General features: G+C 62.8%; 23 protein-coding genes. 5 read left to right on the plus strand and 18 right to left on the minus strand.

Going from position 1 to position 17,575, the window contains the following annotated elements:
* Positions 1–77 precede the first annotated feature (77 nt).
* The 5 genes from ACPFL9_RS17300 to ACPFL9_RS17320 form a co-directional block, all read right to left on the minus strand.
* Positions 78–563, minus strand: a complete 486-nt coding sequence (locus ACPFL9_RS17300) for an SRPBCC family protein (RefSeq protein WP_426004114.1) — start codon at positions 561–563, stop codon at positions 78–80.
* Between the two features lie 115 nt (positions 564–678).
* The gene (locus ACPFL9_RS17305; RefSeq protein ID WP_426004116.1) at positions 679–1,068 is read right to left on the minus strand and encodes a hypothetical protein; all 390 of its coding nucleotides are present in this window, start codon (positions 1,066–1,068) and stop codon (positions 679–681) included.
* A 143-nt stretch (positions 1,069–1,211) separates the two neighbouring features.
* Positions 1,212–1,415: a hypothetical protein gene (locus ACPFL9_RS17310; RefSeq protein WP_426004117.1), complete on the minus strand. Its 204-nt coding sequence runs from the start codon at positions 1,413–1,415 to the stop codon at positions 1,212–1,214.
* A gap of 90 nt (positions 1,416–1,505) precedes the next feature.
* The gene (locus tag ACPFL9_RS17315; protein ID WP_426004119.1) at positions 1,506–1,766 is read right to left on the minus strand and encodes a hypothetical protein; all 261 of its coding nucleotides are present in this window, start codon (positions 1,764–1,766) and stop codon (positions 1,506–1,508) included.
* Entirely contained in the window at positions 1,763–1,921 is a 159-nt protein-coding gene (locus tag ACPFL9_RS17320; RefSeq protein WP_223934535.1) for a hypothetical protein, read from the minus strand. Before ACPFL9_RS17320 ends, ACPFL9_RS17315 begins: the two co-directional genes overlap by 4 nt.
* A 282-nt stretch (positions 1,922–2,203) precedes the next feature.
* Here ACPFL9_RS17320 and ACPFL9_RS17325 point away from each other — a divergent pair, with 282 nt between their 5' ends.
* Positions 2,204–2,791: an AAA family ATPase gene (locus ACPFL9_RS17325; RefSeq protein ID WP_426004120.1), complete on the plus strand. Its 588-nt coding sequence runs from the start codon at positions 2,204–2,206 to the stop codon at positions 2,789–2,791.
* A 22-nt stretch (positions 2,792–2,813) separates the two neighbouring features.
* Here the strand turns inward: ACPFL9_RS17325 and ACPFL9_RS17330 are convergent, their stop codons facing one another.
* Both ACPFL9_RS17330 and ACPFL9_RS17335 read right to left on the minus strand, forming a co-directional pair.
* Positions 2,814–3,368, minus strand: coding sequence for a hypothetical protein (locus ACPFL9_RS17330; protein WP_426004121.1), 555 nt, complete (start codon positions 3,366–3,368; stop codon positions 2,814–2,816).
* 95 nt (positions 3,369–3,463) lie between these two features.
* Positions 3,464–4,219 (minus strand): NUDIX hydrolase, encoded by a 756-nt coding sequence (locus ACPFL9_RS17335; protein ID WP_426004122.1) that lies wholly within the window; start codon positions 4,217–4,219, stop codon positions 3,464–3,466.
* 76 nt (positions 4,220–4,295) lie between these two features.
* Here ACPFL9_RS17335 and ACPFL9_RS17340 point away from each other — a divergent pair, with 76 nt between their 5' ends.
* Both ACPFL9_RS17340 and ACPFL9_RS17345 read left to right on the plus strand, forming a co-directional pair.
* On the plus strand, positions 4,296–5,369 hold the full coding sequence (locus ACPFL9_RS17340; RefSeq protein WP_426004123.1) for an SPFH domain-containing protein: 1,074 nt from the start codon (positions 4,296–4,298) through the stop codon (positions 5,367–5,369).
* Positions 5,369–6,268 carry a hypothetical protein gene (locus tag ACPFL9_RS17345; protein ID WP_426004124.1) on the plus strand — a complete coding sequence of 300 codons (900 nt, stop codon included), beginning with the start codon at positions 5,369–5,371 and terminating at the stop codon, positions 6,266–6,268. The genes ACPFL9_RS17340 and ACPFL9_RS17345 overlap by 1 nt, the downstream gene beginning before the upstream one ends.
* Here the strand turns inward: ACPFL9_RS17345 and ACPFL9_RS17350 are convergent.
* On the minus strand, positions 6,265–7,299 hold the full coding sequence (locus tag ACPFL9_RS17350) for an AAA family ATPase (RefSeq protein ID WP_426004125.1): 1,035 nt from the start codon (positions 7,297–7,299) through the stop codon (positions 6,265–6,267). The two genes, ACPFL9_RS17345 and ACPFL9_RS17350, sit on opposite strands and share 4 nt — an antisense overlap.
* A gap of 394 nt (positions 7,300–7,693) precedes the next feature.
* On the opposite strand from ACPFL9_RS17350, the gene ACPFL9_RS17355 reads away from it, so the two are divergent.
* Both ACPFL9_RS17355 and ggt read left to right on the plus strand, forming a co-directional pair.
* Entirely contained in the window at positions 7,694–8,785 is a 1,092-nt protein-coding gene (locus tag ACPFL9_RS17355) for a type I restriction endonuclease (RefSeq protein WP_426004126.1), read from the plus strand.
* A 171-nt stretch (positions 8,786–8,956) separates the two neighbouring features.
* Positions 8,957–10,798 carry a gamma-glutamyltransferase gene (ggt, locus tag ACPFL9_RS17360; RefSeq protein WP_426004127.1) on the plus strand — a complete coding sequence of 614 codons (1,842 nt, stop codon included), beginning with the start codon at positions 8,957–8,959 and terminating at the stop codon, positions 10,796–10,798.
* A gap of 123 nt (positions 10,799–10,921) precedes the next feature.
* On the opposite strand, the gene ACPFL9_RS17365 is transcribed toward ggt, so the two are convergent.
* The 10 genes from ACPFL9_RS17365 to ACPFL9_RS17410 all read right to left on the minus strand — a co-directional run bounded on the left by ACPFL9_RS17365 (position 10,922) and on the right by ACPFL9_RS17410 (position 17,571).
* A complete protein-coding gene (locus ACPFL9_RS17365) occupies positions 10,922–11,113 on the minus strand; it encodes an LPXTG cell wall anchor domain-containing protein (protein ID WP_426004129.1) in 192 nt (63 codons plus the stop codon).
* A 26-nt stretch (positions 11,114–11,139) separates the two neighbouring features.
* Positions 11,140–11,838 carry a hypothetical protein gene (locus ACPFL9_RS17370; protein ID WP_426004130.1) on the minus strand — a complete coding sequence of 233 codons (699 nt, stop codon included), beginning with the start codon at positions 11,836–11,838 and terminating at the stop codon, positions 11,140–11,142.
* Positions 11,839–12,591 carry a hypothetical protein gene (locus ACPFL9_RS17375; protein ID WP_426004131.1) on the minus strand — a complete coding sequence of 251 codons (753 nt, stop codon included), beginning with the start codon at positions 12,589–12,591 and terminating at the stop codon, positions 11,839–11,841.
* A complete protein-coding gene (locus ACPFL9_RS17380; protein WP_426004133.1) occupies positions 12,585–13,295 on the minus strand; it encodes an ATP-binding cassette domain-containing protein in 711 nt (236 codons plus the stop codon). Before ACPFL9_RS17380 ends, ACPFL9_RS17375 begins: the two co-directional genes overlap by 7 nt.
* Positions 13,292–14,959 carry a daptide biosynthesis intramembrane metalloprotease gene (gene mpaP / locus ACPFL9_RS17385; protein ID WP_426004134.1) on the minus strand — a complete coding sequence of 556 codons (1,668 nt, stop codon included), beginning with the start codon at positions 14,957–14,959 and terminating at the stop codon, positions 13,292–13,294. The genes ACPFL9_RS17380 and mpaP overlap by 4 nt, the downstream gene beginning before the upstream one ends.
* 14 nt (positions 14,960–14,973) lie before the next feature.
* Positions 14,974–16,188, minus strand: a complete 1,215-nt coding sequence (locus tag ACPFL9_RS17390) for a YcaO-like family protein (RefSeq protein ID WP_426004135.1) — start codon at positions 16,186–16,188, stop codon at positions 14,974–14,976.
* Positions 16,185–17,003, minus strand: coding sequence for a daptide-type RiPP biosynthesis methyltransferase (gene mpaM / locus ACPFL9_RS17395; protein ID WP_426004137.1), 819 nt, complete (start codon positions 17,001–17,003; stop codon positions 16,185–16,187). The genes ACPFL9_RS17390 and mpaM overlap by 4 nt, the downstream gene beginning before the upstream one ends.
* 74 nt (positions 17,004–17,077) lie before the next feature.
* Entirely contained in the window at positions 17,078–17,203 is a 126-nt protein-coding gene (locus ACPFL9_RS17400) for a daptide-type RiPP (RefSeq protein WP_426004139.1), read from the minus strand.
* 43 nt (positions 17,204–17,246) lie between these two features.
* Complete coding sequence (locus ACPFL9_RS17405; RefSeq protein ID WP_426004141.1) at positions 17,247–17,387, minus strand: daptide-type RiPP; 141 nt, start codon at positions 17,385–17,387, stop codon at positions 17,247–17,249.
* A 40-nt stretch (positions 17,388–17,427) separates the two neighbouring features.
* Entirely contained in the window at positions 17,428–17,571 is a 144-nt protein-coding gene (locus tag ACPFL9_RS17410; RefSeq protein WP_426004142.1) for a daptide-type RiPP, read from the minus strand.
* Between the last annotated feature and the right edge of the window lie 4 nt (positions 17,572–17,575).

Genomic DNA, 17,575 nt, shown 5'->3' on the forward strand with positions numbered 1-17,575 from the left:
AATCTCCTCACTGCGCATTTCCGTAGGGCGCCGGCGAGGGCCAGCCCGTTCGCTGGCCGGCCCTCCCGGAGAAGCGGTTAAACCAATGGTCCTCCTGCTTCATCAACATCGCCACCGCTGACGGTGCCACGCCAGGCACCTGTTTCATGCCCTTGGGCTTCGATGAATTTCTTGAACTTGTCCAGGTCGGCACCAACGCGCAGGCTGTCCGCGCCTACCGCCGAACCGGCCTTCTCCGCCAGGGAATCGGGTTCCCATTCGATCTCCACATTGACCCTCGTCCGGCCGGCATCCAGTGGCTCAAAGCTCACTGTTCCCGCATTGCGCGGGCCGTCCACGCTGGCCCAGCTCACCAGGGAATCCGGCACCTGCTCGATGATCTGCGCGTTGTACTCGCGCTTGACGCCGCCCACGTTGGTGGAGAAATGCAGGGCGGTGTCATCAATCTGCCGGACTGCCTCTACGCCGTTCATGAACTCCGGGAACGTCTCGAACTGTGTCCACTGGTTGTAGGCCACGGATACGGGGACATCTACGTCGACTGACTTATTGACGGTAGCCATAGGTGGTGCTCCTTCAATGTTTCATGGTGTCGGTGGGTTGGACTGCCGGTGGCGCGCCAGCCGGCTGGCTGCATAACCGCAGGCGCGCCGGTCTTGGGCGCGTCAGCGCGGTTGCTCAGCCGGCGTCGAAGCTTTCGCCGTCGTCGTCCTTGGGGGACTCCTCCGGGGGAAGGTCATTGCCGCTTCCGTCGGGAATGTCCGATGCCCTTTCCGAACCTGATTCGTCCGGGATCGTGGATTGTTCCGTGTGGTACTGCTCATCCGTGCCGCCAAAACGGCCGGCGCCGGGCTCCCCCGCACTGTCGGAATCTTCCGGATCCAGGTGGCTCAGGTTGGGCGCGCCGGTGGCGTAGGTTTCGCCGTCGGGGCTGTCCTGGCTCAGGCCTGCCTCGCTGAGGTCTTCTTCCACCCGCGGCTGGGCTTGGCCTCCGCCGGCTTCCTGCTCCGCAGTGGGGGTACCGTAGCCGCCCACTTCTTCTTCCGGTGTGGCGTTCTGCTTGTCCATGCGACCTGTCCTTTCCAAAGCGGTGGAACTGTTTATGAACTCTTCGAACCTATAAGGTCAGTAGCCTTACTGTCCATGATCGGACGTAATTAATCAGCAAACTTAGTAATCTGCCGGGTAAGGCACTACGATGTACACCGGCCTTAGGAAGGCTGGGGAACTTCACAGCCGCCCTGCGGGTCCAGCCCCGTGTAATTCAACGGGCCCGCCACAATATTCAGCGCGATCGTAGCGAACTGCGAGCACTGGGCAGGCGGGGCGTTGTAATAGCCGCGCTGGCCTGCCGCAATTGCACCAATCACCAGCCACACAACAACGATCAGCCCGATAATTGAACCGATACGCATTTTTACCTCTCAAATAACGGATGTACTGCCGGGGAAAAGCCCGGAGAACCGGAATGCGGCCGCACAGTTCCCTGCACGGCCGCACCCTGGTCAATCCGTTGGATTGGTTTCGGTGGTCAAACCGCGGTCATCCGCAGTTTGACCATCCTTTTCTTCAGCCGGTCCCGCCGGATTTGCCGATTGATTCTCTCCGGCATCCGTGGCGTCCTCGGGGCCACCCCCGGAATCATCCACCGGAACCTGCTCATCCTGCTCCGGAGCCCCCAAATCCCGTGGGATCGGGTGTCCCGGAGTGGTGATTCCGTCGTGCACCTGGCTAAAGCCGGCAACTTCGGTTGGATCAGTGGTCATACGCGCGACCGGCCCCTGCCAAGCACCCAACCAATGAGAGCCAGAACAAGCAGGATAATTCCTACCCACAGCAGGAAGCTCAAGGCTTGGTTAAATCCGCCAACAAGGAGCAAGATGATCGCGATGACACCGGCAATCACTAAAAGAGTGTTCATGTAGCTACGCATCCCTTCAAACAAATTTGTCCAGTTAGGAAGGCGTCCGCTGGGACTCCGATAGGAGATCCACCCCATATCAACGGGCACCGAACGGAGAAAATGATCTCCTTGTTCCGTACTTACCCCTAAGACCGCCGGCTCAAACAAATCCGGCTTACCAAAGTACGTGCACAGCATCATGATAGGCGGACGTCACCACACGGCACAGTAGTGATCCCGGCCATATTTCGGCACAAGTTCGCGCCGTTCGGCGTTGTACGGAAGACGAAGGGAGGCCACATGCTCATTGTTCTGTTAGGCATAGACGGGTCCGGAAAAACGACGGCGGCCAACGCCCTGGCCACGACGCTGGAGAAGAGCGGCACCAAGGCGTTGCTGCTCAGCAACCATGCCGCCCGGCGCCGGTTGTCCCTCCTTAGCGCCCGCTTCGGCTGGCACCTGCCTGCCCGCTTGGTCGACGCCATTGAGACCACTGTCCGGATCTTCAACGTCGTGGTGTCGCATGCCCGCGCCCGCTTCTTCAAAGGGACCGTGGTGATGGACCGCCACCTGCATTGCCAGCTGGCCCTCCGCCAGGCCAACGGACTGGGGCGCGGCCGCTTCCTGCCGTGGTTGCTGGCCGCACTTCCCGCGCCGGACCTCATCGTCCATTTCGACGTCGAACCCCGGGTGGCGCAGGAACGCGTCACCCGGCGTGGCACTGACCAGGAGACACTGTCCGATCTGCAGGCCTTCCGCGCGGCCTACCGCTCGCTTCCCGAATTCCCGGACTTCGTTGAGGTGGATGCCAACGGCTCGGCCGAGGAAACGCTGGAACAACTCAGGGATGCAGTGGCCCTCGCTCCGGCCAGCACCGCTAGGTCTTAGGCCCGGACCTTGGCCCGGGGCCTCAGCCGGGAGGCAGGACTCCACCGGCCTCGGATGCCAGGGAGTACAAGTACTGCCTCAAGGGCACCTCCGCCGTATATTCGGGCCGCCACAAAGGCAGGATCATCAATTCACCGGTCCGGTCCAACGTGATGGGAAATGCACCCCGTTCGCTGGTGGGCCGGATCTCGCCCACTTGCTTCAAATATCTGCCCTCCAGGCTGGAGGAGCTAACAGGAACCAACCGGGACCCCCTGGCGGCCACTTCCAGTGGCTGGAACAGCGCGAGCCGGCCCGAGCCGTCCATGGCCACCTCCGCGAAGGCCGTACCGCCGTCGTCATCCGCTCCGGCGATGTGTCCCAGGACGTAAACGCCGGGCCACGGAGCCGAGGAGCGGGAATCCACCACCGGAAGGGAGCTGCGGCCGTCCTCCCGCAGCATGGCAACCACGCCACCGACGATTTCAGCCAGCTTGGGAACCACCATGGATTGGGGCTGGGTTATCAACGGCAAGGCTCCGGTCTGGGGCGTACTGCGGTGCATCGCCGTGCCGAGAAAGTCACCGAACCTGCCCATGAATGCCTCCAGAGAGGGCCCCGCTGCTGAAGCCCTCAGAATAGAGTGCAGCCACGAGCCGGAAGCTGTCCAGAGCCTATTGGGCGAAGGCCGTGTTAGTCCCGTGGCCGCATCAGCGGCGGGTTGAGGATCGCACGGGTGGGTTGACCCGCCGTCGGGCGTGCTTCCGGGGTGAGGCGAAACAGCGCTGCCGGCCGTCCCGCGTCGCCCGCGGTCATGCGGCCTGTGTCCTCCAGGAAGCCGGGCGTGCCGGTGGCTTTCCGATGGAAGTTGCGGGGATCCAGCCGCGTCCCCCACACAGCCTCATACACGGACCGGAGTTGGGCAATGGTGAACTCCTCCCCGCAGAATGCTGCGCCCAATGGTGAGTACTCGAGCTTAGCCTTGGCCCGTTCCAGCGCATCCTGCAGAATGCGCGCGTGATCGAAAGCGAGACCTACCTCGCCGTCCATGATCGCGGCCACGGGATACCACGCTGCCTTCTCGGCGTCGCTGCCCGCAGCCAGGACGGGGAAGTCCGGGGCGAGCAGCAGGTGGGCCACAGTCAGGATCTCACCACGGGGATCGCGGCCCTTGGGCCCGTAGCTCCCCAATTGCTCCAGGTGGCCGGGGAGGCGTTCGACGCCGGTCTCCTCGGCGAGCTCCCGCGTCGCCGCCTCGAGCAGGTCCTCACCCGGAAGGACGAACCCGCCAGGGAGGGCCAGTTGGCCCCGGAAGGGCTCGATGAGGCGGGTGATCAGCAGGACGTTCAAGCTGCCCTCACGGACAGTCAGGGCAACGACATCCACAGTCACTGGGAAGCGGGCAGGGGCGTTCGAAGGCATGCAGCAATCGTAGGCAATTATCGTCATGTTGACAATAAAGGCGTCTGCTGCCTAGGCTATCGTTATCGTCAAAGTGACGATAACCAATGAGAAGGAGCACACCATGGCAACCATCAAGCGCTACCCCGGGATCAACCACTTCCTCGGCAGCCCCACCGGCTACGTAGTCCACCTGCAGAAAGGGCAGGTCCGGCACCAAGGCGTGGGCCAGGCATTCTGGTTCCGCCAAGCCGACTCCGTCCTCAGTGAAGTTCCCGTGGACGACCAGGAATTGCCCACCCTGTTCCACGCCATCACCCGCGACCACCAGGACGTCAGCGTGCAGGCCAACGTGACGTACCGCTTCGTCGACCCCGTGGCTGTATCGAACCGCCTCGACTTCGGGCTCCACCCTGCAGGTGAACCGGCGGCAACCGGGCGCAAACAGGTGTCAACCATCATCGGCCAGCTCTGCCAGAGCCACGCGATCGACCAGATCGCCACCACCACGCTGGCCGAAGCCCTGGAACGGGGAGTTTCCCAACTCCGCCTGCTCCTGTCCGAGGCCTTGCGGGCCGATGCGAGGCTGCAGTCCACCGGCATCGACATCCTCGGCGTTCAGGTACTCGCGGTCCGGCCCGAATCCGACGTTGAACGGGCCCTCCAAACACCCGTTCGCGAACAACTGCAGGCCGAAGCCGACCGGGCCGTGTACGAAAGGCGCGCAGTCGCCGTCGAACGTGAACGGACCATCTCCGAGAATGAGATGGCAAGCCAGATTGAACTGGCGTCCCGGCGCGAACGGCTGGTGGCGCAGGAAGGTGCCAACGCCCGCAGGGCAGCGGAGGAAAAGGCCGCCGCGGGGTTGATCGAGGCCCAAGGGTCTGCCGAGCGAACCGGTATCAGCGCCGCAGCGGAAGCCAACCAGATCCGGCTGGTCGGAGAAGCGGCTGCCGCCCGCGAGGCTGCCACCATGCAGGTCTACCGCGACATGGACCAGGCAACGCTGCTGGCACTGGCGCTCCGGGACGCCGCCGGCTCACTTCCCAACATCGGCAACCTCACCATCACACCTGACCTGCTCACAGGCGCACTGGCCGGGCTGTTCAAAGACACCGCTGCACCCGTCACCGAATATCCCACTGCACCTGTCACCAATTATCCCGCTGTAACCGTCACCAACTATGAGGACCGATAATGGCAAACCCCCGGATCGTCTTCGTCCATCGACGCACCGAACTCCAGGAACTCCTGGACCGGCACGCCACCCGCGGTCAGGCAGAATTCTTCCTCCGGACCCGGGGGCGCAATCTGCAGGACGTCCAGGACCGGCACGACAAACTCACCGCAGCCCTGGCCGCCATGCGCGCCTCGATCCCGGCGGAGTGGCGGCAGGCCGACGTCGAACGTGCCGACCTGAGCCGCTTCCTCCTCGCCGACGACGACATCGTCGCCGTGGTGGGACAGGACGGGTTGGTGGCCAACGTCGCCAAGTACCTCAACGGCCAGCCGGTGCTCGGCATCGACCCCGAACCCGGCACCAACCCCGGTGTTCTGGTAAACCACTCTCCAGCCCAGGCGGCAGCCCTCCTGGCCGCCGCCGATTCGGCGGGCCTCCCCTGCCAGGACCTCACCACCGTGACGGCAACGCTCGACGACGGGCAGCAGCTTTCGGCCCTCAACGAAGTGTTCGTCGGCCACGCCTCGCACCAGTCGGCGAGGTACCAACTAACGGCGCCTCGCGCTGACGGGAAGCCTGCAAGCGAGCGCCAATCGTCCTCCGGGCTCATTGTTTCCACCGGGACAGGAGCCACCGGATGGTGCGCATCGATTGCCCTGGAACGGGGAGGCCGGACGCTGCCGGCTCCAACAGACCCCCGATTGGCCTGGTTCGTGCGGGAAGCGTGGCCCTCCCCCATCACGGGAGCTTCGTTGACGGAAGGTGCCCTGTTAGCCGGCGAGTCGCTGCGGATCACCGTGGCGTCTGACCAGTTGGTGGTGTTCGGAGACGGCATGGAAGACGACCGGCTCACGGCATCCTGGGGGCAGGAGATCACCGTTGAGCTGGGCCGGACACCGCTCCGGCTGGTGGCCTAGCGTGGGGCGGTCCTGCGGAGATATTCACGGAGGCCCGGGATGGCGTATTCAATTTTTCCTCGGCCTGCCGTTTCAATGAGCCCGGCCGCCAAAAGCCTTGCACGATACTTCGAAACGAGGCTGGTGCTTGCTTCTATCCGTTCACCGATATCCGCAACTGCTGATGGCCCATCGTCTAGAGACATAGCGCGCAGAAACTCGACGTCCTTCGCTGATGCCTCCGCAAGGGCGGCCTCAATGACCACGCGCTCGTTCCTTCTCGCGGCAGCAGCCAATGCACGGTCAGCCGCTTCCACGGAGATGACCCCGCCTTGAGTCTCGGCCTCACGCCACAAAAAGTAGCCAACCAACTGAATCAGAAACGGATACCCACCGGTGGCCTCCGCCGCTTTGGCTACCAAGTCAGGCGCGATGCTGATCTCCGCTGCTTCAAAGGTATGAGTGAACGATTCTTCAACTTCACGGATGGCCGCTGCATGGAGGTCGATCTTGTCCGCCCTGCGCAGGAACGTGGCAACTCCTTCGTTCAGGAGGTCGGACACTGCTGAGGGTAGCCCCGCGAAGATCAATGCAATGGGCAGCTTGTCCTGAATGAAGTGCTGAACGTTTGCAGCCAACTGTGCCAGTTCCGTTCGATCTGCAGCATGAATCTCATCAACTGTTATCAGCAGCCCCGTTCCATTTTCGTCCAGTATCCGCAGCAGGGCCTCCCCCAACTCCCGCCAGTCAACCTGACGCTCAGGCGTGAGTTGGGACGTGATACTGAATCCAGCGACGGAGATGCCAGTGATTCGACGACGTGCCGTGGGCTGATCACTCAACTCTTCGGCAAGGCGACGCATCTTTTCGCCAATGCGCCCCATAAAGGCCCCTGCTGCCGTCTCGGAGATGACCGCCCACCCGCGCTCCCGCGCCAGATCATGGGCTTCGCCGATCATGACTGTCTTGCCAATGCCGCGGGCCCCGGTAAAGATCGACAGCAGCCCAGGCGCTCCTGAACCCAGGCGTAAACCGTACTCGAACTCGTCCAACAGTCCGCCGCGCCCGATGACTTCCGGCGGAGTTGCTCCCGCTGTGGGCCTGAAGGGGTTTTGAGTCCGCGGCATTCGTCCTCCTGCGCTCCGAGGTTACATCGGTTAGTTAGGTTAGTTAGGTTAGTTAGGTTAGTTAGGTTAGTTAGGTTAGTTAGGTTAGTTAGGTTAGTTGTTCCATCCTATCGGCGCGTACAGACGCGCGGCCCTTGCCCGCAGCGCTGGTTCTTCAGCCGCGGCACGGGATCTAAAGCTCGCCCCTAACACCGCTGGTAGGGCGTCCGAGGTCGGCGAGATCCCTGACGCCGGCACCCACTTTCCGCTCCTCAGCCATTTTGTCGTTCGATTGGGCTAATGTGGCCTCACTTACCGATTTGAGACCATGGGGGTCATCTTGGAATTTGCAGAACGGCTGGCCGCCCTCGCGGCTAAAGTTCGCCAGCAGCGCGGCGTCATTGAAACAGAGGAAGCAACCAAGAATGCTTTTGTGATGCCGTTCATCAGCTCCATACTCGGCTACGACGTGTTCAACCCGCTGGAAGTTATCCCGGAATTCACTGCCGACGTAGGCGTCAAGAAGGGTGAAAAGGTTGACTACGCCATCGTGAAAGATGGTGAAATTCAGATTCTTATCGAATGTAAGAAGTCGATCGAGCCGGTCAAGATCGAACACGCGTCGCAGCTGTTCCGCTACTTTGCCGTCACTAATGCGCGGATCGCCATTCTGACGAACGGTGAGACCTATCAGTTCTTCACTGATCTCGATGCCCCCAACCGCATGGATGCAAAGCCATTCCTTGTCCTGGACCTTAACGACATCGATGAGAGCCTCTTGCCCGAACTGCAGAAACTGACGAAGGACGTCTTCGACCTCGATTCGATCATCGGCGCCGCCAGCGAGCTCAAGTACATTGGCGAACTGAAGCGAACCTTGGCAACGCAGTTTCGAGAGCCCGAGGACGAGTGGGTGAAGTTCTTGACCACCCGTGTCTATGCAGGACCCTATACACAGAGAGTACGCGAGCAGTTCACCACTCTGGTAAGCAAGGCGACGAAGCAGTTCCTCAATGATCAGGTCAATGAACGATTGAAGAAAGCACTCGGCGCACAGGCATACGCTCCGGCTGAGGATCTGACGACGGCTTCAGCTGTTTCCAGCCAGCCGGTGGCCGATGCAGACTTGGCGGAGGCTGACGCAATTGAGACCACCCTCGAAGAAATCGAGGGATACCAGATCGTTCGAGCCATTGTTTGCAGTGAAGTTAAACCCACGCGGGTCGTCCAGCGTGACGCGAAGTCCTATTTCGCCGTCCTTCTGGACGACAACAACCGCAAACCGATTGCCCGTCTCCACTTCAACCGGTCACAGAAGTACATCGGATTGTTCGATGCGAACAAAGAGGAAACAAGGATTCCGATCAATTCCCTGGAAGAAATTTACGAGCACGCTGATACCTTGCGCGCCAGCGTCAAGAACTACGTCTGACTGTAGCTTCCCTCCTCGGATGTCCCGACCTGGACTTGGTCGGGACATCCCGCAACCTGCCCCTCTTGGCCCACCTCGCCGCACCTGTCAACCGTTGAACCTCAAAAACCCCCGCGATAGGGTGACCGGACCGTCCACCCGCACCTTCGTCTGGAAATCCTGGGAGAAACCATGACACAAGTGAGACGTCGACTGGCTGCTGTCACAGCAGCCTTGGCCCTAAGCGTGACGAGCGGAGCGGTAGCCAGCCCGGCTTTCGCCGATCCGCGCCAAACAGACAAGAACCCAACAGCTACCGGCTACGGCGGCGCAGTGAGCACCGTGGACCCCGAGGCCTCCGCCGCCGCGATAGAAGTCCTGCGGAAAGGCGGCAACGCAGCCGACGCCGCCGTCGCAGCAGCCGCCACCTTGGGTGTGACAGAACCGTACAGCGCCGGCATTGGCGGCGGCGGGTACTTTGTGTTCTATGACGCCAAGACCCAGCAAGTGGGGACAATCGACGGACGTGAAACAGCACCGGCAGGCATGCCCGAGGACGCCTTCATCGATCCGGAAACGGGTAAGCCCTACCCGTTCACCCCGGATCTGGTCACCAGCGGCGTCTCCGTCGGCGTCCCCGGAACGCCTGCCACGTGGGAACGAGCCCTTGAGCGTTGGGGCACCCTCAGCCTGGGCGAGGCATTGAAGCCTGCCATCAAGGTGGCCAACCGGGGTTTTGTGGTGGACCAGACCTTCCGCCAGCAGACGTTGGACAACAAGCTGCGCTTTGACACTTTCACCTCCACTCAGGACCTGTTCCTGCCCGGCGGTGACGCTCCCGCCGTCGGAAGCGTCTTCAAGAACCCCGAACTCGCCGAAACGTACCGGCTGCTCGCCAAGGACGGCACTGCCGCTTTCTACGGCGGGGCATTGGCCCAGGAGATCGCGGCCACGGTTCAGGCTCCGCCCACATCCGGTGACACCGACCTGCCTGTACCGGTGGGTTTCATGACAACGGACGACCTCGCGAACTACAAGGCACTCGATCAGGACCCCACACACGTCGAGTACCGCGGGTATGACGTCTATGGAATGGCACCCTCCAGCAGCGGTGGAACCACCGTGGGTGAGGCCCTGAACATCCTGGAGCCCTTCGACCTTGCCGGCATGGAGACCACTGACGCACTCCACCACTACCTGGAGGCGAGCGCGTTGGCGTTCGCGGATCGTGGAGCCTACGTGGGCGATCCCAAGTTTGTGGATGTTCCCACTGCGGCGCTGCTTGACGATGTCTTTGGCAAGGAACGTGCGTGCAGGATTGATCCGGCTGCAGCGGCTACCAAGCCGGTGGCTCCCGGCGACGTCACGGATTACGACGGCGCGTGCCCGCCTTCCGATGCACCGCTCGCCGAGGAGACGGACACCGAGAACATCTCCACCACGAACCTGACGGTCGCCGACCGCTGGGGCAACGTCGTGGAGTACACGCTGACGATTGAGCAAACAGGCGGATCAGGCATTGTGGTTCCGGGCCGCGGCTTCCTGCTGAACAACGAGCTCACTGACTTCACCACGGTGTACAACCCGGACGACCCCAACAGGATTCAGCCCAACAAACGTCCCCGGTCGTCCATGTCGCCCACCATCATCCTGAAGGATCAGAAGCCGTTCCTGGCGCTTGGATCGCCCGGCGGGTCAACCATCATCACCACGGTGCTGCAGACCATCCTCAACCGGGTGGACCTGGGCATGAGTGTCTCCGAGGCGTTGGCAGCTCCGCGGGCGGCGCAAAGGAACACCCTCAATGTCACGGCAGAGCCTGCCTTCATTGAGGCATATGACGATGGGTTATCCACCCTTGGCCACACGCTGGTTCCGGCCGGTGATGCCTTCACGTCGGCGGCAGAGATCGGGGCGGCGACAGCGATCGAGTTCGGTGAGGACGGCCTGTTGACAGCTGCCGCTGAGCCGGAGCGACGCGGCGGCGGCTCAGCGATGGTTGTGTCCGAGGGGAAAGGCCCCAAACAGAGATAGACCTAGCTAGAAAGTGAGCAGTCCGCGGACAGTAGTCCGCAGACCGGCCAGCACAGGATTGGCGGGCTCGCTTGCCGCGAAGGACATCAGTCCCCGGCAAGCGGGCCCGGCGTCTGTCAGCTCTCATTGCCCGCTCCTGTCTGATCGCCGTTCAAGCAGGAATCGTGCAAACATCACTACTGCGCCAACGACTGCAATGACCCCCGAGACAGTAGACCACCACGCGGGGTTGTTGCCGTTGCTCATGAAGATGGACACGCCGTACGTGCCGAGGACCAGAGCCAGCAGCAGCCGGACCAGGGGTGTGCGGTTCATGATGGACTCCTTCATTGGGTTGTGGTTCAAGCCAGGTCGCGTTTGGTGAAGACGCCGAGGGCTACGGCGCCGACTGTGGCTAACCAGCCGAGCGAGGTCAGCAGAGACCACGACGCCGGCTGGCTGAGGATCGCCCGATCCGCCCAGTCCGCTGCTGCCAAGGGAAAGACGAACTGACCGGCCTCCTGCATCAGCTGAGCAGCAAGCCCCGGGAGCACCAAGGTCAGGGGAACAAGGAAGAGACTCACTTGGTGGTTCCTCACCACCGAACCAATCGAGTATCCCCATGCGGCACCCATGCACCCCGTCGCCGCGAACACACCTGGAGCATGGATCCCGGTTGTTCCGGACACCAAGGCACCAAGGGCCGCACAAAGTTCTGCCGTGGCAACTCCCAAGGCGGAAGCCGCAACCATGGTGGATCCTGCCCTTGCTGCGAACGCCGGGATCCGCTGGAACAAGAGAACCCGCAGATGGAGCGATCCTGTCCTGAAGGCCGAGGTGAACGCGAAAGAACCCAGCAGCGCGGAGCCTGTGAGTACCAGGGAAAGGGCAGACTTCAACAGCACTGCTTCGGTTCCGGGGGACGACGGCCCGGATTCAAAGTAGGCGAGGGTATACAACGTTCCGGCGAGCGCACCCACCAGTAACGAACCCACGGCCGCGTCACGCCATAAGGACGGCCGGACCAGATCCGAGATAAAGGCTGCTGACAAGTTGCCCACTCAGAATTCCGTGCCTTCGAGCACCTTGGCTGCGGCAAACCCACTGGCTGCCAGCCATCCCGAGCACACGGCAAAGGCGGGGACCGGGTCGAGGAGCCCGTCAAGAGGCAATGACGCCACACCTGCCAAGGCTCCGGACGGAAGCCATCGCGCTGCTTCCGGGAAGCTCAAGAGCAACGGCAACTCGACAGCCAGCGGAAGGAGCATGGTGACGATCGTCGTTGCGTAGTAATGCCGGATGATCCAGCCCAGTGAGCAGCCCCACAAGGATGCCATGGCCCCGGCGAGGACGACTCCTGGCAGGAAGCGCCACGATTCAGGGGACAGGAGTTCGGCGTGGGCCGCGGCGGGTACGGCGAACGCGACGCTCGCACCCCACAAAGCAATACCGGTCAGCATGATGCCGCTGCCTATGGCCAACGCGGCAGCGTACTTGGCAACCGCCACGGCAACCAGTCCGGACACCAGGACGGTACGCCGCAAAGTGTCGTAGTAGGACTCCCGGGACACCACATAGCTCCCGGCAAAGGCAGCTACTACGGCGATGCTTGCCGCCAAACCCCAGAAAGCCTGGATGTGGTAACCCGGCGGCACGGCTTCGGAGTTGCCAGGCCAGCCGGCGAAATTGGCGATGAACCACGGCACCAGGGCCGCGAACGCCAGCACACCGAGCACCGAGTAGCCGCTCATGTACCGCAGGAGTTCGGACCGGACCACGTCCATGATCGTTCCCCGCACGTCGTCCTTCACCATGAGTCCTCGAGGATGCGGAAGTACGCAGTCTCCAGGCTGCCCCCACCGATCGCTTTGGCCTGCGCCAAGGATCCTTGGAACATGGTTCGGCGCTTCAGCACCACCACGCTGTCCGCCACGTGTTCCAGTTCAAGTAATTGGTGGCTGGAAACAAGTGCGCTCCCACCTGCTGCGGCGAAGCCCCTGAGAAACTGGCGCAGCCACTGGATGCCTTCCGGATCCAGCCCGTTTGCGGGCTCGTCGAGGACCAGAAGCTTTGGATCGCCGATGATTGCGGATCCAATGCCCAGACGTTGACGCATTCCCAGGGAATAGTCCTTGACCTTCCTGTCGGCGTGCTCGGCGAGGCCCACTTGCTCCAGGACCCGCTCCACATTGTCCCTGCCCACGCCTGCGGCCACTTGGCAGATCTGGAGGTGCCGGCGACCACTCAGGCCAGGCTCCATATCCATGCAATCGAGGTTCACCCCCACCTTGGTGGCCGGCCTCCGCAGTCCCCGGTACCCCGTCCCGAAAACTGTGGCACTTCCGGAGGTCGCGGCCACCAAGCCAGTCAATCCTGCGAGCGCCGTGCTCTTGCCGGCACCGTTGGGGCCGATCAGTCCTACAACACTGCCTGCGGGCACCTCGAAGGACAGGTCGTCCACCACCAATTGGTCTCCGCGTTTCTTGCTGAAGTGTGCAAATTTGGCGTAGACAGTCATGGGGCACCTTTCGTGGGGTCGGTTCCGGACACGGACGAGCCCGGCCACAACGGCGACCCGGTGATGGCGTTCCAAAGCCACTCCCCCAGGCTCACGCTTGTGCCGCCGCTGATCACGGCGCGTCCGGACGCAGGGGTGGAGGATGCGAAGGCGTGCATCTCGCCTGGGTAGGCAAGCACCGGCACCAGGGCGCCCGGGAAAGTCACCGGCCCTACCGTCTCCACTGGTGCGTTGATGTTCGACGGCGGCTGGTCACCAACGCTGGCCCTGGCCACTTCCAGGTTGACCACCATGCCCTGCGTTTGCAGGATCACCTCGTCCCCCGCGGAGATCGAGTGTGTCCCGGACACCGTTGGCATGACAATACGAAGATCGCCGTCGCTGTAGGTGTAGCCGGCAACCGTGGTGGGCCTGACGGGAACTGCTGCGAGAAGGGCAGCAACGCACAGCACGCCAGCCACCACAACTACTGCACGCCTCCAGAAAGGACTTCCCTGCCTGGCCGCGGAGCCGAAGAAGGCAAGGACATTCTTGAGGACCACTGCGAGGAGCAGGCAAGAACCAGCGGCCACAACCACGTGTCCCACCAGCCCAAGCTGCAGGAAGACGGGCACCAGTCGTTGGAAGCCAACCAAGGTGAAGGCTGCGCCCGACACAAAGCCCGCCAGGCCAAACCACGGCAGCCACCCCTGATGGTGATTGCTGCGGGGTGCACCCAGCAGCCAATAGCCGACGACGCCGGCCAGTGCATCCAGGGCTTTCCTGCGCAGGTGCGGCACATCCAGCCACGACATCAGTGCCACATAACCGTCCAGCTTGATGAAGGGGAACAGGTTCAGGACCGCCACCGCGAAGCAGATCACCCCGTACAGCAGGACAGCATCGCCAAGCGGGGAGGCCGGGAGGAATAGGTGCGTTGCCAGGGCCAGGCTACCCAAGGCAGCGTGGACCACCGGACCGGCCAAGGCGATCACGACGCGTTGCTTGCGGGATCCCAGGCGCCAACCGTCCGTCACGTCGCAGAAGAATGCCGGAGACAGGTAGAACAGCATGATGCCGATGCGTCTGGGCGTGCCTCCGAAGTACGTTAAGGCCATTCCGTGGCCCAGTTCGTGCAGCAGCGTGGAGGCGAACATGGCCGCAACCACAAAAACATACGCTTCCATGGGCAACGGTGTGGACAACACCCGGACGATATCTTCGCTGGCCGTGACAAGGCCGAGGAGGCCTGCCACCAGAACGATCGCAAGGGCGGCCGCTGTTTCCCGGCGTACCAGGACCGCCAACGCCGGGCGCAAGGCCTGGAGCAGGGGCGCCGGATTGAACAGCGTGAGTTGGACAGTCAAGGGTGCCCGGAACTGCACGCGACGGACCTCTGCACGGTGCGGACCGGCGTCGAAGATTCCGGTGTGGGCCAACCGGCCCACCACGTTTTCCACGTCCTCCGCAGTCCATTGGCTCCCGAGAGCAGCTGCTACCTGCCCGGGCAGCAGGGTGCCGTCAACGGTCCGCAGCACCGCGGCCACGTCAGCCGAAACGCGGGCCTTTGGCACCTGATTCAGGGCAACGATCCACGGACCACCCGCGTCGAGGGGTTGATCGATGGACGCCACGGAACTGAGCCGCACCGGCCATTCAAGCGGCTGAGCTGCGGACCGGGACATATTGTTGCGCAGGCTCATATCAGCGGGTGCGGGGTCGTATGGCCGGAGGATTCCCACCCGGCCCTCCGGTTATCCGGGATGGACAGCCCCTTGGTTTCGTCCATTGTCAACTGCAGGGCACCCGGGCAGACCACTTTGCCGCTGACCCAACCCAATTCCCGGATCCGTACCGGAAGGCGGTGCGTGAGATCCACCCAGTGTGAGCCGACGCCGCGCGATGCCAGGTGCCGGACCAGGGCGGCTGCATCAGGAACTGGCTTGCCTGCGGGGATTCCGGACTCTGCGAAGGAACCAACCCAGTCCTGAAGTCGCTGAACAGCGCCGGGGGTTGACCAGTAGGCAGCGCGCGAATCGTCGTCAGTGACCTGCAGGGTGGCGCTGCTCGCGTGCGGTGTCCGGGCCAGGAAAAGCTCACGGATCTGCAGGCCTTCCTGGAGCGCCCCGAGCAACGCCGTCAGCGGGTCGGCAGACGTTTTTAGCCCAACCGCGCCAAATCCCGGCCCGCTGCCATCACAAATGATGCAGACCGCCGTGTGCAGCGGGGAGCCGTATTCCGGGACAAACGCGAGACACGGATCTATGCCGGCGGTCTTGGCTGATTCGAGAAGCTGGGTCAGGCCGCGGCAGTCCGGCAGGCCCTTCAGACGGGCAGTGTCTATTTGATGGAGCGGACTTCCCTTGTACCAAGCGGTCAGGAAACTGTCTCGTTCCAGGACCTCGGCCAGGGCAGCAGCTTGGGCAAAGGTTGCCGTTGGACCGGACGCTGCCCCATTGGGAGAGGGATCAAAGAAGACATCCCACGGTTCGCCAGGCTGTTGAGGACCGTAGTCCACCACCGGAGCCGGAACTTGTGATTCGGCACCGGTTTGCAGGTTGCGTGCGCGGTACCAGGGGAAGTCGTAAGCCAGTGCGGAGGCCCGTCCCAGCCCCGCCGAGACAAAGTCGATGCGGCGGTCCTCGTCCGTTGACACGGCCAGGACATCCCGATCGCCCTCAACGCGGACCAACGCGAAGCGCTCCACGGCTTCTCCGGCGGCACGGATCATGGAGGCACGTCGACGAAGGTCGAAGGCCCCCACCGCGGATGAGTACCCCGTGCCGGCGGCGGCGGCGGTGTTGGACAGATAGCCCACGGTCCGCCAAAGGCCCACCTCATTGGGCAGGTGAACGGTTGCCTCGGAAAGCAGGCCCGAGGCCGGGTCAAGCGTGGTGACGGCATCAATGCTCATGGGCCACACACCCAGAGTTCAACGTCGTTCAGTTCCGGACTGGGCGTAGCCAACCGGACAGGCCGGCGCTCAAGGATCTCCAGCCCGGCCGCCGTGATCTCGGACTCGATCAGGTGGTTGCTGACAAAGGCGACCTCACTGGTGTAGGCGGAGGACCGGTACGTGCCGCCCTCGTTGAAGCTGACGTGGATCATGGTCACGTGCCTGGCGCCGTTTACGGGATCGCGGCTTTCCGCGGTGATCAGGAAGGCGTCGTCCCCAAGAGCGGAAACTGTTGTGCCGCCGTCGTAGGTTCCCGACGTTCGGTGGCTGTCAGCATTCAGGACGGTCAGCAGGAAGCGACCGTCGGCGGCCAGGGAACCGCGGACCCGCCGGAAGAGGTTCCGGCGTCCTTCCGGGTCAAGGAGCGTGATGGAACTGGCACCGAGGACAACGCAACCGTAACCGCCGTCGGGCTCCAGCGTGGACATGTCCGCCTCCACCAGTTCAACCGGGACACTGCGGGGGTTGAACTCCTTGGTCCTGACTTTCCGGGCGAGCATCGCCAGCATCTCCGGTGAGGAGTCGACGGCCGTCAGGGGGCGTCCCAAGGCCAGCAGGGCACGGGTGATCCGGCCGGACCCGGCGGCAAGCTCAAGGATGGGCCCGTTGGTGCTGCGGGCTGCCGCCAGGATTTCGGGAAGCTCGGTGAGGTCGTCGGCAGTGATCAGGTCGTAGAGGCGCGATCCTGATGCACTGTAAAGATCCTCGGGCGGATCAACGTGACCCAGGACGCGCAGAATGGCGTCTGCGGTTTTGTCTGGTGTCGGTTTCATCGACTTGTCTCCTCCGGAAGTGGCCGTTGAAAGGTGCGCGCGGGCGGGACCAGAACCTCCCGCCCGCGCACGGGTCAGGTCGCGGCGATTCCGACGACGATGCCGGCGATGATGATCACGTCACCGACGCGGATGTACCACGGTGTGTCATCCGGGGTATCGAGATTTTCCACTTCCTCGATGGACAGTTGGAGCGTCATTGCTGCCTCCTTTCAGGGTGTTGTTCAGGGGGACATGGTTGGCCTAGGTGATGCTGACGGCGATGATGCCGATTGCCACACCTTGGGTGACGCCGACGAACCAGTTGGTGAAGTCCGGAGTATCCATGGATTCGATCTCCTGGACGGAGATATTGAGCTGCTTGTGCATGTGGTGCTGTTTCACCTCCTTCCTTGGGTCGGGGCTGGATGTAGTGGACCCGCCATCAGGTGATGGTGACGGCGATCGTCACCAAGGCGAGCCCGCAGGAGATTCCCTTGATCCGTTCGTCCCAGTCATCGGGTACATCCATGGCTTCAAGTTCCTGGATATGCAGGTCCAGGGTCTTCGGTGCAGTAAGGCTGCTCATGTAG

This window comes from Paenarthrobacter sp. NyZ202, assembly GCF_049860755.1.
In the GTDB taxonomy this organism is placed as follows: Bacteria; Actinomycetota; Actinomycetes; order Actinomycetales; family Micrococcaceae; genus Arthrobacter.

What these genes read in the sequence shown, in the direction of transcription:
- ACPFL9_RS17310 (WP_426004117.1), bottom strand. Translation starts at nt 1,415, where the DNA reads ATGCGTATCGGTTCAATTATCGGGCTGATCGTTGTTGTGTGGCTGGTG.
- ACPFL9_RS17340 (WP_426004123.1), top strand. Translation starts at nt 4,296, where the DNA reads ATGGCAACCATCAAGCGCTACCCCGGGATCAACCACTTCCTCGGCAGC.
- ACPFL9_RS17365 (WP_426004129.1), bottom strand. Translation starts at nt 11,113, where the DNA reads ATGAACCGCACACCCCTGGTCCGGCTGCTGCTGGCTCTGGTCCTCGGC.
- mpaP (WP_426004134.1), bottom strand. Translation starts at nt 14,959, where the DNA reads ATGTCCCGGTCCGCAGCTCAGCCGCTTGAATGGCCGGTGCGGCTCAGT.
- ACPFL9_RS17305 (WP_426004116.1), bottom strand. Translation starts at nt 1,068, where the DNA reads ATGGACAAGCAGAACGCCACACCGGAAGAAGAAGTGGGCGGCTACGGT.
- ACPFL9_RS17345 (WP_426004124.1), top strand. Translation starts at nt 5,369, where the DNA reads ATGGCAAACCCCCGGATCGTCTTCGTCCATCGACGCACCGAACTCCAG.
- ACPFL9_RS17410 (WP_426004142.1), bottom strand. Translation starts at nt 17,571, where the DNA reads ATGAGCAGCCTTACTGCACCGAAGACCCTGGACCTGCATATCCAGGAA.
- ACPFL9_RS17325 (WP_426004120.1), top strand. Translation starts at nt 2,204, where the DNA reads ATGCTCATTGTTCTGTTAGGCATAGACGGGTCCGGAAAAACGACGGCG.
- ACPFL9_RS17380 (WP_426004133.1), bottom strand. Translation starts at nt 13,295, where the DNA reads ATGACTGTCTACGCCAAATTTGCACACTTCAGCAAGAAACGCGGAGAC.
- ACPFL9_RS17375 (WP_426004131.1), bottom strand. Translation starts at nt 12,591, where the DNA reads ATGGTGAAGGACGACGTGCGGGGAACGATCATGGACGTGGTCCGGTCC.
- ACPFL9_RS17390 (WP_426004135.1), bottom strand. Translation starts at nt 16,188, where the DNA reads ATGAGCATTGATGCCGTCACCACGCTTGACCCGGCCTCGGGCCTGCTT.
- ACPFL9_RS17330 (WP_426004121.1), bottom strand. Translation starts at nt 3,368, where the DNA reads ATGGGCAGGTTCGGTGACTTTCTCGGCACGGCGATGCACCGCAGTACG.
- ACPFL9_RS17400 (WP_426004139.1), bottom strand. Translation starts at nt 17,203, where the DNA reads ATGACGCTCCAACTGTCCATCGAGGAAGTGGAAAATCTCGATACCCCG.
- ggt (WP_426004127.1), top strand. Translation starts at nt 8,957, where the DNA reads ATGACACAAGTGAGACGTCGACTGGCTGCTGTCACAGCAGCCTTGGCC.
- ACPFL9_RS17315 (WP_426004119.1), bottom strand. Translation starts at nt 1,766, where the DNA reads ATGACCACTGATCCAACCGAAGTTGCCGGCTTTAGCCAGGTGCACGAC.
- ACPFL9_RS17300 (WP_426004114.1), bottom strand. Translation starts at nt 563, where the DNA reads ATGGCTACCGTCAATAAGTCAGTCGACGTAGATGTCCCCGTATCCGTG.
- ACPFL9_RS17320 (WP_223934535.1), bottom strand. Translation starts at nt 1,921, where the DNA reads ATGAACACTCTTTTAGTGATTGCCGGTGTCATCGCGATCATCTTGCTC.
- mpaM (WP_426004137.1), bottom strand. Translation starts at nt 17,003, where the DNA reads ATGAAACCGACACCAGACAAAACCGCAGACGCCATTCTGCGCGTCCTG.
- ACPFL9_RS17335 (WP_426004122.1), bottom strand. Translation starts at nt 4,219, where the DNA reads ATGACGATAATTGCCTACGATTGCTGCATGCCTTCGAACGCCCCTGCC.